The sequence below is a fragment of the Desulfofundulus salinus genome, assembly GCF_003627965.1.
Taxonomy (GTDB): domain Bacteria; phylum Bacillota; class Desulfotomaculia; order Desulfotomaculales; family Desulfovirgulaceae; genus Desulfofundulus; species Desulfofundulus salinus.
In genome coordinates this window covers 1499091-1515243 of sequence record NZ_RBWE01000001.1, presented here as the reverse complement: position 1 = coordinate 1515243, position 16153 = coordinate 1499091, and the positions used below count along the sequence as shown (strand labels likewise).

Genomic DNA, 16153 nt, shown 5'->3' with positions numbered 1-16153 from the left:
AGCGGCGTCTTACACGCCACTGTTCCTGGAGTAAAGGCAGGTTTATTTTTCAAAAAGGTCTCCTACTACCTCACCTATAGTTACACTGGCACCGTTGTCGGTGTGTTGGTGTCCCGGCTCCTTAGCGCGCCGGCTCTCCCTTTCCCGCTCCCGGTTGACTTCCCGGATGGACAGGCGGATCCGCTTTTCGGCGCGGTCCACACTGAGTACCTTGACTTCCACCTCGTCTCCTTCCTGGACCACTTCATCGGGAGTAGCTACATGCCGGTCGGCCAGGTGAGAAATGTGTACCAGTCCCTCCACCCCTGGCTCCAGCTGTACAAAGGCCCCAAAGGGTGCGAGTCTGACTACCTTTGCCCGTACGATGCTGCCCACGGGATATTTTTCTTCCACGTTATCCCAGGGGTTGGGTAACACCTGTCTTAAGCCCAGGGAAATTTTTTCATTCTCCCGGTCCACCCGGAGGACCATCACGTCTACTTCGTCGCCCACATTCACCACTTCGGAGGGATGGTTAACCCGGTACCAGGCCATTTCCGAAATGTGCAGGAGTCCATCCACGCCGCCAATGTCCACGAAGGCGCCAAAGCTGGTGAGCCGGCGTACCACGCCCCGTACTACCTGGCCCTCCTGTAAACTTTCCAGCATTTCCTTGCGCCTGCGGACTGCTTCTTCTTCCAGTACGGCCTTGCGGGACAGGATGACTTTCCGCTTGCCCCGGTTCAACTCGATTACCTTGGCCCTGACCGTTTCTCCCACATACTTGCCCAGATCCTCCACGTAGCCCCTTTCAACTAAAGAGGCAGGCAAAAAGGCTCTTAAGCCCACATCCACCAGAAGTCCACCTTTGACAACTTCCCGCACGGTGCCTTCCACCGGCTCGCCGTTCTCCAAATGCTCATTTAATTTAACCCAGGCCCTTTCCGCATCGGCCCGTTCTTTGGAAAGGATGAGCCGGCCTTCATTGTCTTCTGCTTTGATGACGGCTACTTCTATTTCATCCCCGACTTTTACCACTTCTGCGGGGGAACTTACATTGTAGCAGGATAATTCCCTTAAGGGAATAATGCCTTCCGACTTGGCACCCACATCCACCAGCACTTCGTCGGGACCTACCTGGACCACTACACCCTTCACGATTTGCCCCGGACGCAGGGATTTTACCTCTACGGCTTCTTTCATGCCGTCCTCTACACTGGCGGTTTCGGCGGCATTTCCCCCCGTGCTGGCTGCAGCGCCGGTTGTGCAGTCAGCGGCGGGTATGCCTTGCGCAGCTTCCCGGGCGACAGCGCTGGCGGCTTCGTCATTTTTGTCCCCGGTGGTATCCTGGGCGGCATGCGGAGCTTCCCCGGCAGTCTCTCCGGCAGCACCGCTGGGGGCTACCTGTTGTCTTTCCTCCCCGTCAACATTTGTGTCTTTGATGCTTTCCTCCACAGCTACCATCTCGCCCAACTCCTTCATCCGTCGTTCTACCTCCTCGATAATCCAGTCAGGTGTGGATGCCCCTGCTGTCAATCCCGCTACCTTCACCCCCCTGAACCAGGCGGGATCCAGTTCCCGGGCGGTTTCCACCTGATAGGTTGGTACACCCGCCTGCCGGCACAGGGTGGCCAGCTTGCGGGTATTGGCGCTTGCTGCTCCGCCAACCACCACCATCATATCCACCTCCCGGGCCAGTTCCAGGGCGGCCTGCTGCCTGGCCCCGGTGGCATGACAGATGGTATTGTATACTTTCAGTTGTCCCGCTTTTTGTTGCAGGACATCCACCACTGCCTGGAAGTTGGCCAGCGGCTGGGTGGTTTGGGCCAGCACGGCCATCTGGGGCACCGCCGGCAACTTTTGGGCTTCCCCGGGCCCCTCCACCACTACCGCCCGCCCACCGGTCCAGTCCACAATACCCTGAACCTCGGGATGATTTTTATCGCCCACTACCACCACCAGCGTGCCGCCGGTGGCTTCCGAGTGGGCCAGCTTTTGTGCCCTGCCCACAAAGGGGCAAGTGGCATCCACTACCTTCAAATCACGTTCCCTGGCGGCAGCCAGTACACCGGGACCCACGCCGTGGGAGCGAATGATCAGCTTCCCCCCGGGACAGGCTTCTTCCACCCCGGCTATTTCCTGTATTCCCACTGCCACCAATTTTTCCATCACCTGCGGGTTATGGATCAGGGGGCCCAGGCAGTAAACGGGCCCGTCCCGCTCCCTGGCCGTTTGCAACGCCAGATTCAGTGCTCTTTTTACGCCAAAACAAAAACCCGCTTTTGCAGCCCGCCGCACTTGCATTGACAAATCACCGTCTTACTTACCCGCTATCCATAAGCCTGGCAATTTCCCGCATTAATTCCCGGCTGACCGCCTGGTAATCCGGCCGGCCAGTTTGGTCGTCACGGGAAAACACCAGCGGTTTACCTATATGTACCCGGACCCTGCCGAAGACTCCCCGGGTGTTGAGTACCGCCACCGGCAGTACGGGAACCTTTGCCCGCAGGGCCAGCATGGCCGCCCCCAGATGTGGTTCCAGGAGTTCACCGCTTTTGCTTCTGGTTCCTTCGGGGAAAATACCCACCACCCGGCCCTGCTTTAACAGTTCCAGTGCCCGCCGGATGGCCTGCCTGTCGCCACCGCCCCGGCGCACGGGAAAGGCGCCTAAAGCCCGTATTACCGGTCCCAAAAGGGGTATGCGAAACAGTTCGGCCTTGGCTATAAAATGCACCTGGCGGTCCAGGGCGCAGCCCACCACAACGGGATCCCAGTAGCTGACGTGGTTACTGACCACCAGCACCCCTCCCGAACGGGGAAGGTGATGTGCTCCCACCACTTCCCAGCGACGGATAAGGACCAGGATCACCCGGCATACTGCCCGGGCAAAACGGTAAAACATCAGGACAACCTCCCCAGGACCCGGGCGGCAATCATTTCAATCACTTGTTCGGCATTCAGGTGTGAACTATCAATAACCCAGGCATCAGGGGCCGGCATTAATGGAGCCACGGAACGGCAGCTGTCCTGCCTGTCCCGTTCCGTGATTTCCTGGATTAAGGAATCCAGAGGAACGTGGTGCCCCTGGGCCTGCAAATCCAGCTGGCGGCGCCTGGCCCGGACTTCGGGCGATGCGGTAAGGAAAATTTTCACCTGTGCGTCTGGGAGAACCACTGTACCCACATCCCGCCCATCCATAACCACATTTTCACATCTCGCCAGCTCCCGCTGCCGGCGCACCATGACTTCCCGCACGCCGGGCAACCCGGCCACCAGTGAAACGTGGCGTGAGACTTCCGGTTCCCGGATGGCCTGAGTTACGTCTTCGCCGTCAAGAAATACCCGGGTCAGACGGTCGGGATCAGTGGTTAATTCTATCCGGCTCTCATTGGCCAGTGCCTTTAAAGACTCTTCATCGGTAAGGTTTAATCCCCGGCGCAGGGCCTTTAAGGTTATTGCCCGGTACATGGCTCCGGTATCGATATATAAAAAGCCCAACCGCCGGGCCAGTTCCCGGGCCACCGTACTTTTACCCGCCCCGGCCGGACCATCGATGGCAACAGACATCCTGGGAACCATGGTCATCTCCCCATTATAGTAACACAAATATCCTTTTTATTTCGACACCGCAAAATTTTTTCCTTCAATGTAAAGAAAAAAGAAGCCGGGGGAAACTCTCCCGGCATTAGTCTACCCGTAAAGAGCTTAAAATACTGGCGAAACCAGGGAAGGAAACATCCACACATCCCGCATCATGAATTACCGTTTTGCCCCGGGCTGCCAGACCGGCTACGGCCATGGCCATGGCTATGCGGTGATCCCCGTGGCTTGCGCATGAGGCCCCCGTGAGGGGCCGGCCACCCCGTACCCGCAGGCCGTCGGCCAGCGCCTCCACTTCCACGCCAAATTTCCTTAATTCTCCCACCACGGTGGCAATGCGGTTGCTTTCTTTCACCTTCAGCTCCGCGGCATCCCGTACCACCAGTTCTCCTTCTGCCAGGGCACCGGCCACGGCCAGAATGGGAATTTCATCGATAAGGCGGGGAATCAATTCCCCACCAATGGTAACCCCTTTGAGACGGGAATGGCGAACCCGGATGTCGGCTACCGGCTCACCACCCAGCTGGTGCTGGTTGGAAACCTCCAGATCGGCACCCATGGCCCGCAGCACTTCCAGAATGCCGTCCCGGGTGGGGTTGACCCCGACTTCCCGTATGGTCACGTCGGAGCCTGGTACCACCGCCGCCGCCACCATAAGGAAAGCGGCCGAGGAGATGTCGCCCGGTACGGTTACCCGCCGCCCCGCCAGGACCTGCCCGCCCTTTATCCAGACGGTAAGCCCCTCTTTATGTATTTCAGCGCCGAAGTACTGCAGCATGCGTTCCGTATGATCCCGGGACGGGGCGGGTTCAACGACCCGGGTTTCACCCCGGGCCGAAAGGCCGGCCAGCAACAGGGCCGACTTCACCTGGGCGCTGGCTACGGGCAGGGAAAAGCCTGCACCCTGCAGTTCACCACCCCGCACCGCCAGGGGAGCCAGATTGGCCTCCTGGCGCCCCCAGATGCGGGCACCCATCATGGATAAGGGGGCGGTGACCCGTTTCATGGGCCGCCGGCGCAGGGAGGCGTCCCCGGTAATCACGGTAAAAAAGGGCAACCCGGCCAGGATGCCCAGCATAAGACGTATGGTTGTGCCGGAATTGCCCGCGTCCAGCACGTTTTCCGGTTCCTTCAGGCCCGCAGGGCCCCGGCCGTGTACCGTGAGCCGGCCGTTTTCATCGGGGCCGGTGAAAGACACTCCCATTTCGGCCAGGCATTTCACCGTGGCCAGGCAATCGGCACCCATAAGAAAATTTTCAATTTGTGTATCACCTTCAGCCAGGGCGCCCAGCATGGCCGCCCGGTGTGAGATGGATTTATCCCCGGGAACCCTGGTGCTCCCCCGCAGCGCCCGGGGTGGGGTAATTTCCAGGTTCATACCTTGCCTGCCTTTCATTTACAAAATATCTCTCGGAATCTTGAGTTATCCCCACTTTCCAACCTGGCCTGTTTTGGCTCTCGCTCGCTCCAGTGAGCCTCGCGGGCCAAACTAGTGCTCGGTTCAAAGCTCCGGCAGGCTTCCCGGCCAATTTGGAAGTTAGAAGTCAGATGTCAGAGGTTAGAACTGCTGTTGGAATTCGCTGCGCGAATTCCTTCCTAATTTCTGACTTCCAACTTCCGACCTCTAACCTCCATTTTCGGCATCCATGCCCTCGGGCCTGCCTTCGCTTTTCACCTCGCTAAGTTTGGCCGGCCGCTCGGCTCAAGTCGCTCGCTACCGAGCCAAAACAGGCTAAAAAACTGGGGATACTTTAGATCGGAATCCCCCGATTGTATTAAGGGGATGATGTCACCGCTTCACTACCTGGTACCCGGCCTGTCTTAAGATATTCGCTGCTTCGTCCTGTTCGGTGGCGGTGGCGAAGGCCAGGCGTATGGAGCCCCCTTCCCCTTCCCGCACCCGGAGGATTTCGATGTCGCTAATGTTGATGCCCGCGTCTCCCAAGAGGCCGGCTATTTTAGCAATCATACCCGGGCGGTCGGGAACCCCCACCACTATTTCGTACATGGCCCCCAAATATCCCCGCATGCGGGCGGGGATTTTTTTGCGCACCCGGCTGGCCCGTTCTAAAAGGGCGAGGATTTTTTCGCCATCACCGTTTTTGATTACTTCTTCCAGCTGATCCAGCTGCCGGCGAAAGACGGCCAGCATCCCGGCAACGGCCGGTGTGTTCGTAAGAAAAATATCCCGCCACATCAGGGGATTGCCGGCGGCCACCCGGGTGGTGTCCCGGAACCCCCCGGCGCCCAGGGGGAGAAAATCCTCTCCCCCCGGTAAATCCACCAGGGTATTCACCAGGGCCACGGCCACCAGGTGGGGCAGGTGGCTGACGGCGGCCACGGCCTGGTCGTGTTCTGCAGGGGTCATTTCCACCACTTTAGCCCCCACCCCGGCGGCCAGTGACCTTACCCGCTCAATGGCCGGCGGGGGTGTATCCGGGAGGGGGGTGATGATGTAAAAGGCGTTTTCAAAAAGGTAGGGATCCGCCCCGGCCATGCCCGTATATTCCGAGCCGGCCATGGGGTGGCCTCCCACAAACCAGACCTGGGGCGGCATTATTTCCGCCGCCCGGGCGCAGACCACCGCCTTGGTGCTGCCCACATCGGTGACCACCGTACCCGGCGAAAGATGTGATTTCAGCCGGGCCAGGACGGATAGGGTTTCACCCACCGGTGTGGCCAGGATGACCAGTTCCGATCCGGCCACCGCTTCCGCAGCATCAAATGTGGCTTCGTGTACGGCCCCTGATTCCCGGGCCAGGCGAAGGTTTTCCGGGTTTTTATCCACCCCTACCACCCGGCGGGCCAGGGAGCGGCGGCGCAGGGCCAGCCCCAGAGAGCCGCCTATTAAACCCACGCCGATGATGGTCACCTGGTTAAACATCAGCAACTCCCCCGGCCAGCTGGCGGTTTACGGCCCGGGCTACACCGCGTAATTCCTTCATCATGTGGGCAAAATTTTCCGGAGTTAAAGACTGCGGGCCGTCGCACAGGGCTTCCGCCGGGTTGGGGTGCACCTCGATTAGCAGGCCGTCGGCACCGGCGGCGACCGCCGCCCGGGCCATGGTGGGCACAAACCGCCATTTACCGATGCCGTGGCTGGGGTCTACCACCACCGGCAGGTGGCTTAAGTATTTGACCACCGGCACGGCGGTAAGATCCAGGGTGTTGCGGGTGTAGTTTTCAAAGGTGCGGATGCCCCGCTCGCACAGGATCACCCGATGGTTGCCTCCGGACATAATGTATTCTGCCGCCATGAGCCACTCTTCAATGGTGCATGAAAGGCCGCGTTTTAAAAGGACAGGTTTATCGACCCGGGCCACTTCCCGCAGGAGGAAGAAGTTTTGCATGTTCCGGGCACCGATTTGTAGAATGTCGGCGTATTCCGCCACCAGGGGCAGGGTGCGCACATCCATCACTTCCGTGACTACTTTTAGCCCGGTGAGTTCCCGGGCCTCGGCCAGAAGCTTCAAACCCTCCTCTTCCAGCCCTTGAAAGGAATAGGGGGAAGTACGGGGCTTATAAGCACCTCCCCGTAAAATGGTAGCCCCGGCAGCTTTCACCTGCCGGGCCGCCTCCAGCAACTGTTCCCGGCTTTCCACCGCACAGGGTCCGGCCATCACATGGATCTTTTCCCCCCCGATGGCCAGATCCCCCACCATGATCACGCTGTCTTCCGGATGAAAGGCCCGGCTGGCCAGCTTATAGGGTTGAAGCACCGGCATTATCTTTTCCACGCCGGGCATGGCTTCCAGGGCCATATCCCCCAGGCGGGTGCGGTCGCCAATAATCCCGATGATGGTCCGCTCTACCCCCTGGGAGAGGTGCACTTGAAAACCGCTCTTTTCCAGCCGCGCCACTACTGCTTCTACCTGCTCACTGGTTGCATCCTGTTGCATGACGACAATCATTTTTGACCCCCCGTACTGTCCGTACTGCCGTTATTTTACCCGTAAAACTGAACAGGGCACCCTTTCAGGAGGTGCCCGCAGGGTCAAAAATACATAGACCATCCCTCCCCTACCGTACTACCATCCTGCAACCGTAACACAATTTTATCTTAGCATGTGCCACCATTGCTGGCAACGCTTTTTATAGCTGAGTTATCCCCACTTTTTCGCCAAGCGTGATTTAGCTCCCGCTCGCTCCATGAGCCTCGCGGACCAAACTAGCGCTCAATTTTCGGACTCCGGCGGGGTTCCCGGCTCATTCGGCTTCCGTGCCTCAGGAGCCGGCCTCGGCCATCCAAGGCCTCGGCCCCGCCTCCGTCCTCAATTTCGCTAAGTTTGGTCTTCCGCTTGGCTCAAGTCGCTCGCTTTCGAGCTAAATCACGCTCTTAAAACTGGGGATAACTCAGTTTTTATAGTGGTTATTGTAAGTTATGGCAGCCCTGTTTTTTTAGGACAGCCTGCGTCCGAGGCTTTCAGCCAGGGGGCGCAGTTCTGCCATCAGCCGCCCCAGTTGTTCGGGGAACAGGGACTGGGGGCCGTCGGAAAGGGCCTCTTGAGGGCAGGGGTGAACTTCCAGCATCAATCCGTCGGCTCCCGCCGCTACCGCCGCTTTGGCCACCGGGGCCACCAGGGAGCGGCGTCCCGTGCCGTGGCTGGGATCGGCAATTACAGGCAGGTGGGAAAGCTCCTTAACGGCAGGGATGGCGTTTATATCCAGGGTGTTACGGGTATAGGTTTCAAAGGTGCGTATGCCCCGCTCGCACAGGATAACCTTGTGGTTGCCCCCGGCCAGAATATATTCCGCGGCCAGCAGCCACTCCTCGATGGTGGCGGCGAACCCTCTTTTGAGCAGCACGGGATGCTGAACCCGTCCGACTTCCCGCAACAGGTCAAAGTTCTGCATGTTGCGGCTGCCAATTTGGAGAATATCGGTGTATTTCAAAACCATGTCCAGGTAGCGCACGTCGGTGACCTCGGTGACCACGGGCAAACCGGTCAGTTCCCGGGCCCGGGCCAGAATACGCAAACCTTCTTCTCCCAGTCCCTGGAAGGAATAGGGAGAGGTGCGGGGTTTAAAGGCTCCGCCCCTTAAGATATGTACCCCCATCTCCTTGAGGGTCCGGGCCAGCCCCAGCATCTGCTCCTCACTCTCTACGGCGCAGGGACCGGCAATAATTACCACCTGGCCGTCCCCGAGGCGGCAGGTTTTTAGATCAATCACTGTGTTTTGCGGCTGGCGTTCCCGGCCAACCAGTTCATAGGAAGGCAAGGTGCGTACCTCCTTAATAACCCTTTAAACATCAGGCACACTTTTCGATAGCGCACTTTATTTCCCTTACCAGGGAGGCCACCGCCGGAGCGGGATCTCCCGTACCCGCCCGGGCCACCAGGTCGACGATGGCGCTACCCACCACCATGGCATCACAGTACGGTGCCACCGCGGCAGCCTGCGCCGGACCGGCAATGCCGAAGCCAATGGCGCAGGGAAGCTGTATGTGCCGGCGCACCTTCTGCATGAATTTCGCCAGGTCGGTGTGAATCTCCTCCCGGGCACCGGTTACTCCGGTGACCGAAACGCAGTAGACAAAGCCCCGGACCGCGGGAGCCATGGCGGCCAGCCTTTTTTCGGTGGTGGTAGGAGCCACCAGGGGTATGAGGGCGAGTCCATAACGATCAGTATGCCCCAGCAATTCTTCGCTCTCTTCAAAGGGCAGGTCGGGCACGATCAGGCCGTCCACCCCGGCCCGGGCGGCGTCCCGAGCAAAATTTTCCAACCCGTACTGAAAAACGGGATTGTAGTAGGTCATCAGGATTAAAGGAACACCGGTGCTTTTTTGCCGGATGCCGGCGCACATGCGGATGATGTCCTTAACCCGTACGCCGTTGGCCAGAGCCCGGGCAGAGGCCTGCTGGATAACCGGGCCGTCGGCTACGGGATCCGAAAAGGGGATGCCCACTTCCACCAGGTCGGCCCCGGCCTCAATCATGGTCTCAACCAGTCGGGCGGTTGTATCCAGATCCGGATCCCCGGCGGTAATGTAAGTGATCAGACCCTTTTTCCCTTCTTGGGCCAGGGCAGAAAAACGTTGGGTGATGCGGTTTCCTTTCATGGCTGTTTCCCAGGAGGGCCTGGTTACTCCTTTCCTTTAAGATTTAAATTTTTTTAGCCCTCCCCTCCCAGGGCGCGGGCCACGGTTTGCACATCCTTGTCCCCCCGGCCGGAGAGGTTTACCACGATGATGGCATCTTGAGGCATTTCCCCGGCCATCCTCACTGCCTGGGCCAGGGCATGGGCACTTTCCAGGGCCGGAATGATTCCCTCGGTGCGGCAGAGCAGTTGAAAGGCTTCCAGGGCCTCCCCATCGGTTACGGCAGTATAGACGACCCGGCCCGTTTCTTTCAAATAGCTGTGCTCGGGACCCACACCGGGGTAATCCAGTCCGGCGGAAATGGAGTGGGCCAGGTTGATCTGGCCATCTTCATCCTGCAGGACGTAGCTTTTCGAGCCGTGCAAAATACCCGGGCGGCCCCGGTTAAGGGTGGCAGCGTGTTTGCCGGTTTCCAGCCCGCAGCCCGCTGCTTCCACCCCGACCAGTTTTACTTCCCTATCTTCAAGGAAGGGGTGGAATATGCCCATGGCATTGCTCCCCCCGCCCACGCAGGCCACGATTACATCGGGCAGCCTCCCGGTTTGCTCCTGCACCTGCCGGCGGGTCTCCACCCCAATCACGCGCTGAAAATCCCGCACCATCACGGGATAGGGATGAGGGCCGGCCACCGATCCGATCAGGTAATAAGTGGTATCGACATTGGTCACCCAATCCCGCATGGCTTCGTTCATGGCATCTTTCAGGGTACGGCTGCCCGCCGTCACACCAACCACCGTAGCACCCAGGATGCGCATGCGGAAGACGTTCAGGGCCTGGCGGGCCATATCCTCTTCGCCCATGTATACGGCACATTCCATGCCGAACAGCGCAGCGGCGGTAGCTGTGGCCACCCCGTGCTGACCGGCACCCGTTTCGGCAATAATCCGTTTCTTACCCATGCGCCGGGCCAGGAGAATCTGGCCAATGGTATTATTTATCTTGTGGGCACCGGTGTGGTTGAGGTCTTCCCTCTTGAGATAAATCCTGGCCCCCCGGCAGTATTCACTCAGACGGCGGGCAAAATACAATGGTGAGGGCCGTCCCACGTATTGCTGCAGATAATATTCCAGCTCCTGCCAGAAGGACGGGTCCCGGCGGGCTTCCTGGTAGGCCGCGGTCAGTTCTTCCAGGGCCGGCATAAGGGTTTCCGGCACGTAACGGCCTCCAAAGGATCCAAAGTAGCCCCGTTCATCCGGTAAAGGCATGTGTTTTTCCCCCTTGTATATATTGCTAAAGGCCTTTGGCTGCGGCAATGAAGCGGCGGATTTTGTCCGGGTCCTTTTTTCCCGGCTGCCCGTCCTTTTCCACCCCGCTGCTGACGTCCACCCCGTAGGGCTGCACTATGGCCACCGCCCGGCCGACATTTTCCGGTGTCAGGCCGCCGGCCAGGATGAGGGGACGGGAAAGCTTTAAACCGGCGGCCAGCTGCCAGTCAAAGGGCTGCCCGGTGCCTCCCTTTTGACCGGCCACAAAGGTATCAAGCAATATGGCATCTGCCGGATAGCGGGATAACTCTACCGGGTCGATTTCATCACCAACCCGGAAGGCCTTGATCACCCTGCGGCCCAGGGCGCGACAGTAGTCCGGGGATTCACTGCCGTGCAGCTGGATCGCGTCCAGTCCGCAGTATTCCGCCACGGCCCGCACTTCTTCCAGCGGGGCATCTACAAATACTCCCACCCGGGTGATGAAGGGCGGCAATTCCCTGCAGATCCGGCAGGCCTGGGACGGGGTGATGCGCCGGGGGCTGGGGGCAAAGACAAAACCGAGGGCATCTGCTCCCGCTTCAGCGGCTGCCAGGGCACTGGAAATATCAGTGATGCCACAGATTTTTACCCTTACCATGGAACAATACCTTCCCCCAGAGTAAAATTCAATGAACCTGGCGGGATGCGGCGCTGTCCCCGCTCACTCCAGTGCTTCGCGCCGACAGCACCGCGGCTCGCTTCGGGCCGGCTCTGGCTCTCTGCGGATTGCCCGCCACTAATTATTCTTCGTTGTTACCTCTTCTAAGTAATATGTCTAAGAAAATTTCTTCTGGTAGTCCATCATGCGTCCTCGAGAGCCGAGCCGGCAGCCTCGCTTCGCCGGGTGCTGTTACCGGCGCTTCGCAAGTCGTTCGCTCCGGACAGCGCCGCATACTTGTCATAACGGTTCTACTGAATATGTGCCCCCAGCAGTTCTTTCACCTTTTGCTCTACATCACCGGCTCTCACCAGGGCCTCTCCCACCAGGGCCGCATCTACCCGGTAGCGGGCCAGGGCCAGCATATCTTCTCTGGAATTAATGCCACTTTCGCTGACCACCACCACTCCGGGGTCGGTGATTTTCTCCCGCAGGCGGAAGGTAGTGCTAAGATCCGTAGAAAACGTGTGCAGGTTCCGGTTGTTAATGCCGATGATGGTGGCTCCAGATGCCCGGGCGCGCTCCAGTTCTTCCGCAGTGTGCACTTCCACCAGGCAGCTCATGCCCAGCTCACCGGCCAGTGCTTGAAAGGCGGTCAACTGCCGGTCATTGAGCGCCGCGACAATAAGCAGGACGGCATCTGCCCCCAGACAGCGGGCTTCGTATATTTGATAAGGGTCGATGATAAAGTCCTTGCACAAAAGGGGCAACGGGCTTTCCCGGCGCACCAGGGGCAGGAACGCGCGATGCCCCCGGAAAAAGCGGTTATCGGTAAGTATGGAAATGGCCGCGGCACCAGCCCGGGTATAAATCCGGGCTGTTTCTACCGGTTTCATGCCTTTTACCAGCCAGCCTTTAGATGGTGATGCCCGCTTGATCTCGGCTATGAGGGTCACTTTCCCGGGCCGGCGCAAGAAGCTGCCTAAGGGCCTGGTGGGTCCAAGCGCATGGATCCGGTCAACTAAACGGGAAAGGGGGCGTATTTCCCGGCGGGATTGAATCTCCCGGTGTTTGTGGGCAATAATTTTCTCCAGGATCAAAGGCTGACCACCTGCCTGCCGGCCCGGCGGGTGAAGGCCACCAGTTCGTCAAGCTTTCCTGCAGCCGCGCCGCTGTCAATACTGGCGGCGGCCAGGGCCAGACCCCCGGCCAGATCCCCGGCCTTGCCGGCAGCCACCAGGCCCAGAGCGGCGTTAAGGAGCACGGTATCCCGGCAGGGACCGGGAGCTCCCCGGAGTATTTCCCTGGCCAGGGCCGCATTGTGTTCCGGGCTGCCCCCGGCCAGGGCCTCTACGGGAACGTAAGAAAAACCGTAATCGGCCGGATCCAGGGAATATTCCCTGATTTCTTCTTCCCGCACTTCGGCCACTACTGCCGGGCCGGCCGGGGAGATTTCGTCCAGCCCTCCCGCTCCGTGCACTACAAAGGCCCGCCTGGTCCCCAGCCGGGCCAGTACCCGGGCGATAACGGGTACCAGTTCCGCACTGTACACCCCTATAATCTGGGCTTTTGCTCCGGCAGGATTGGTTAAGGGGCCAAGGACGTTAAAGACCGTGCGAATGCCTATTTCCCGCCGGGGTCCCGCCGCATACTTCATGGCTTTATGCAGAACCGGGGCAAAAAGGAAGGCTATTCCTACCCTGTCCAGGCACTCCTCCAGGTCCGCGGGAGATAACTCCAGATTTACCCCCAGTGCTTCCAGCACGTCGGCAGACCCGCAGCGGCTGGATACGGAACGGTTGCCGTGTTTTGCTACCGGAACCCCTGCCCCGGCCAGCACGAAGGCGGCGATGGTGGAAATGTTAAAGGTGTTGGCTCCGTCTCCCCCCGTGCCGCAGGTGTCCACCAGCAAGGGGTGCCTGGAACGAACCGGTGTGGCGTGACGGCGCATGGACCGGGCGAAGCCGGTAATTTCTTCTATAGTTTCCCCTTTAAAACGCATGGCAGTGAGCAGCGCGGCAATCTGCGCCGGGCTCGCCTGTCCGGTCATGATTTCATCCATTACCTGTTCCGCTTCTTTTTCGGTCAGACTTTGCCCGGCCACTGCCCGGCTGATGGCTTCTTTGATCATCTTCACTCGTCTCCCCTCAGCAAAAGTTAAATCGCTTCAGGCGGCCCACCGGCCACCCCGGCACCGCAGGAAGTTGGCCAGCAAATCCCGCCCGTATTCCGTAAGAATGGATTCGGGATGGAATTGCACCCCTTCAACGGTAAACTCCCGGTGGCGTAAACCCATGATTTCCCCTTCCACCGTCCAGGCACTTACCTCAAGGCAACCGGGCAGGTGATGCTCATCCACCACCAGGGAATGATAGCGGGTAGCCGTAAAGGGGGAAGGCAGCCCGTGAAAAATGGTCCGGCCGTCGTGATAAATGGCCGAGGTCTTACCGTGCATCAGCTGATGAGCCTGAACAACGCGGCCGCCGAAGGCCTGGCCTATGGTCTGGTGGCCCAGGCACACCCCCAGGATTGGTACTTTCCCGGCCAGGTTCCTCACCAGCGCCAGGGAAATCCCCGCCCCGTCGGGGTTTCCGGGACCGGGGGAAATGACCACGTGGGTGGGGCTTAAGGCTCTGATTTTATCCAGGGTAATCTGGTCGTTGCGCCTTACCTCGACGGGTATCCCGAGTTCCCCAAAATACTGCACCAGGTTATAAGTAAAGGAGTCGTAGTTATCGATCATAAGTAGCCTTACCTCTTCACCTGCCGGTAACCTGAACTGTTCGGGCCTTACCGGTGCGGCAAACATTGCTCTCACCCCTCATTTTCCAGGTCAAGGGTTTGCAGCAGTGCCCGGGCTTTGTTCAGGGTTTCCTGGTACTCCCTTTCCGGTACGGAATCGGCCACAATGCCTGCCCCCGCCTGCACGTAAGCAAAACCCCTGTAAAAAGTGACGGTGCGGATAGTGATGGCTGTATCCAGGTTGCCGTTATACCCCAGGTAACCCACGGCACCGGCGTAAGGACCGCGGCGTAAGGGTTCCAGTTCTTCGATAATCTCCATTGCCCGTACTTTGGGCGCTCCAGAAACCGTACCGGCCGGAAAACAGGCCTTGAAGGCATCAAAAGCCGACGCATTACGGGCCAGAACGCCCCGTACCGATGAAACGAGATGCATGACGTGGGAATATTTCTCGACGCTCATGAACTGGGGTACGGTTACGCTCCCCGGAGTGCATACCCGGCCCAGGTCGTTGCGCCCCAGGTCCACCAGCATTACGTGTTCCGCCTGCTCCTTGGGATCGGCCAGCAACTCCGCCGCCAGCGCTTCGTCTTCCGCAACGGTAGCTCCCCGGGGGCGTGTTCCTGCAATGGGCCGGGTTTCTACCGTATCGTCCTCCACGCGTACCAGCATCTCCGGTGAAGAACCGGCCATTACTACTTGCCCCAGGTTCAGGTAATACAGGTAGGGGGTGGGGTTAATGCGGCGCAACCGCCGGTAAACCTGGAAGGGATCTCCGTTAAAGGGCACCTGCAAACGCTGGGAAAGAACCACCTGCAGGATTTCCCCCTGCCTGATATATTCCTTAGCCTTTTGCACCAGGGATACAAATTCCCCTCGAGTCAGGTTGGTGCTTATACTGGAGTTTGTATCTCTCTTTGTTGAGGAACATTCTTTCATGGCCCGTTGTTGAAATCTATGCGTGTTTAGCTTCCCACCCGGTCCCGGGCCACCGGCAGTGTCCCTGCTGGCAGGGGAACCGTTAATTAACCGGTGTATTTTTTCAATAGTTTTTATCGCCTGGAGGTAGGCGGTTTGAGGATCTGGTCCGGGCTGTGTGTTCACCACCACCCTTAAGGTGTGGCGCAGGTGATCCAGGATGAGCACGGTGCCGGTAAAAAGCAGGATCATGTCGGGCAATCCCAGGTCATCCGTGGCCGTTAGAGGCAACCTTTCCAGCCAGCGCACCAGGTCGTAGCCAAAGTAGCCCACTGCACCACCGTAAAAGCGGGGTAACTCCGGCAGGTGGGGACCTCGCAAATAGCTCATCAGCTGCTCAACAATGACAAATGGGTTCCCTTCCAGATAATACCTGTACTCCGAACCACCTGGCGCAACTCCGTCTGCGCTGTTGGATAACAGTGACCCCCTCTCCGGGCGGTATGCTATCATACATTCTTTTCCAACTGACCTGAGGGCATCAATCAGGCCGGAAGAGTTTTTTGCCCCAAGGATAATCTGCCCCAGACCGCCCTTTTGGTGGTACACGGCCAGGGGATCAAGACCAATAAAGGAATAGCGGGCCAGCTTTTCACCACCCTCCACACTTTCCAGAAGAAAGGAAGGTCCCCTGGTGGCCAGCCGGGAAAAAAGGGAAATGGGTGTTTCCATATCCGCCTCCCATTCGGCGCTCACAGGTACCAGCCGGTAATGGCAGGCCAGCTGTAAGTACTCTTCTTCCGAGGGAAAAATCAAACCTGAACCCCCCTTGCTCTAAAAGCAAAAAGCCGGCGCTCCAATGAGCGCCGGCAGCCCACACCCGCACGAAGACTCGCCACGCCTCAACTGAAGCTCCCCTCAACTCAACTCTGCTAACTCAACTAAAAACCTGCACCATATTTAGCTAAG

14 protein-coding genes are annotated in these 16153 nt (G+C 58.9%); all 14 read right to left on the bottom strand.

Annotation, left to right across the window (positions count from 1 at the left end):
• Positions 1-42: 42 nt before the first annotated feature.
• On the bottom strand, positions 43-2283 hold the full coding sequence (locus tag D7024_RS07760; RefSeq protein ID WP_121451272.1) for a bifunctional 4-hydroxy-3-methylbut-2-enyl diphosphate reductase/30S ribosomal protein S1: 2241 nt from the start codon (positions 2281-2283) through the stop codon (positions 43-45).
• Positions 2284-2302: 19 nt separating this feature from the next.
• Positions 2303-2881, bottom strand: a complete 579-nt coding sequence (locus D7024_RS07755; RefSeq protein ID WP_121451271.1) for a lysophospholipid acyltransferase family protein — start codon at positions 2879-2881, stop codon at positions 2303-2305.
• Complete coding sequence (cmk, locus tag D7024_RS07750; protein ID WP_121451270.1) at positions 2881-3558, bottom strand: (d)CMP kinase; 678 nt, start codon at positions 3556-3558, stop codon at positions 2881-2883. Before cmk ends, D7024_RS07755 begins: the two co-directional genes overlap by 1 nt.
• 106 nt (positions 3559-3664) lie before the next feature.
• Positions 3665-4957 carry a 3-phosphoshikimate 1-carboxyvinyltransferase gene (aroA, locus tag D7024_RS07745; RefSeq protein WP_121451269.1) on the bottom strand — a complete coding sequence of 431 codons (1293 nt, stop codon included), beginning with the start codon at positions 4955-4957 and terminating at the stop codon, positions 3665-3667.
• Between the two features lie 411 nt (positions 4958-5368).
• A complete protein-coding gene (locus tag D7024_RS07740; protein WP_121451268.1) occupies positions 5369-6463 on the bottom strand; it encodes a prephenate dehydrogenase in 1095 nt (364 codons plus the stop codon).
• Positions 6456-7490 carry a 3-deoxy-7-phosphoheptulonate synthase gene (gene aroF, locus D7024_RS07735; protein ID WP_121451267.1) on the bottom strand — a complete coding sequence of 345 codons (1035 nt, stop codon included), beginning with the start codon at positions 7488-7490 and terminating at the stop codon, positions 6456-6458. Before aroF (D7024_RS07735) ends, D7024_RS07740 begins: the two co-directional genes overlap by 8 nt.
• A 487-nt stretch (positions 7491-7977) precedes the next feature.
• Positions 7978-8817 (bottom strand): 3-deoxy-7-phosphoheptulonate synthase, encoded by an 840-nt coding sequence (aroF, locus tag D7024_RS07730; protein ID WP_279221019.1) that lies wholly within the window; start codon positions 8815-8817, stop codon positions 7978-7980.
• 13 nt (positions 8818-8830) lie between these two features.
• Entirely contained in the window at positions 8831-9640 is an 810-nt protein-coding gene (trpA, locus tag D7024_RS07725) for a tryptophan synthase subunit alpha (RefSeq protein ID WP_121451265.1), read from the bottom strand.
• Positions 9641-9693: 53 nt separating this feature from the next.
• A complete protein-coding gene (gene trpB / locus D7024_RS07720) occupies positions 9694-10884 on the bottom strand; it encodes a tryptophan synthase subunit beta (RefSeq protein WP_121451264.1) in 1191 nt (396 codons plus the stop codon).
• Between the two features lie 25 nt (positions 10885-10909).
• Positions 10910-11524, bottom strand: coding sequence for a phosphoribosylanthranilate isomerase (locus tag D7024_RS07715; protein ID WP_121451263.1), 615 nt, complete (start codon positions 11522-11524; stop codon positions 10910-10912).
• Positions 11525-11835: 311 nt separating this feature from the next.
• Positions 11836-12624, bottom strand: a complete 789-nt coding sequence (trpC, locus tag D7024_RS07710) for an indole-3-glycerol phosphate synthase TrpC (protein WP_121451262.1) — start codon at positions 12622-12624, stop codon at positions 11836-11838.
• Entirely contained in the window at positions 12621-13655 is a 1035-nt protein-coding gene (trpD, locus tag D7024_RS07705) for an anthranilate phosphoribosyltransferase (RefSeq protein ID WP_121451261.1), read from the bottom strand. Before trpD ends, trpC begins: the two co-directional genes overlap by 4 nt.
• A gap of 36 nt (positions 13656-13691) precedes the next feature.
• Positions 13692-14333 carry an anthranilate synthase component II gene (locus D7024_RS07700; RefSeq protein WP_121451260.1) on the bottom strand — a complete coding sequence of 214 codons (642 nt, stop codon included), beginning with the start codon at positions 14331-14333 and terminating at the stop codon, positions 13692-13694.
• 5 nt (positions 14334-14338) lie between these two features.
• A complete protein-coding gene (locus D7024_RS07695; protein WP_121451259.1) occupies positions 14339-16000 on the bottom strand; it encodes an anthranilate synthase component I family protein in 1662 nt (553 codons plus the stop codon).
• Between the last annotated feature and the right edge of the window lie 153 nt (positions 16001-16153).

Bases quoted from the DNA above. Each gene is read 5' to 3' on its own strand.
- D7024_RS07760 (WP_121451272.1), bottom strand. From the start codon at position 2,283: ATGCAAGTGCGGCGGGCTGCAAAAGCGGGTTTTTGTTTTGGCGTAAAA.
- D7024_RS07755 (WP_121451271.1), bottom strand. From the start codon at position 2,881: ATGTTTTACCGTTTTGCCCGGGCAGTATGCCGGGTGATCCTGGTCCTT.
- cmk (WP_121451270.1), bottom strand. From the start codon at position 3,558: ATGGTTCCCAGGATGTCTGTTGCCATCGATGGTCCGGCCGGGGCGGGT.
- aroA (WP_121451269.1), bottom strand. From the start codon at position 4,957: ATGAACCTGGAAATTACCCCACCCCGGGCGCTGCGGGGGAGCACCAGG.
- D7024_RS07740 (WP_121451268.1), bottom strand. From the start codon at position 6,463: ATGTTTAACCAGGTGACCATCATCGGCGTGGGTTTAATAGGCGGCTCT.
- aroF (WP_121451267.1), bottom strand. From the start codon at position 7,490: ATGATTGTCGTCATGCAACAGGATGCAACCAGTGAGCAGGTAGAAGCA.
- trpA (WP_121451265.1), bottom strand. From the start codon at position 9,640: ATGAAAGGAAACCGCATCACCCAACGTTTTTCTGCCCTGGCCCAAGAA.
- trpB (WP_121451264.1), bottom strand. From the start codon at position 10,884: ATGCCTTTACCGGATGAACGGGGCTACTTTGGATCCTTTGGAGGCCGT.
- D7024_RS07715 (WP_121451263.1), bottom strand. From the start codon at position 11,524: ATGGTAAGGGTAAAAATCTGTGGCATCACTGATATTTCCAGTGCCCTG.
- trpD (WP_121451261.1), bottom strand. From the start codon at position 13,655: ATGATCAAAGAAGCCATCAGCCGGGCAGTGGCCGGGCAAAGTCTGACC.
- D7024_RS07700 (WP_121451260.1), bottom strand. From the start codon at position 14,333: ATGTTTGCCGCACCGGTAAGGCCCGAACAGTTCAGGTTACCGGCAGGT.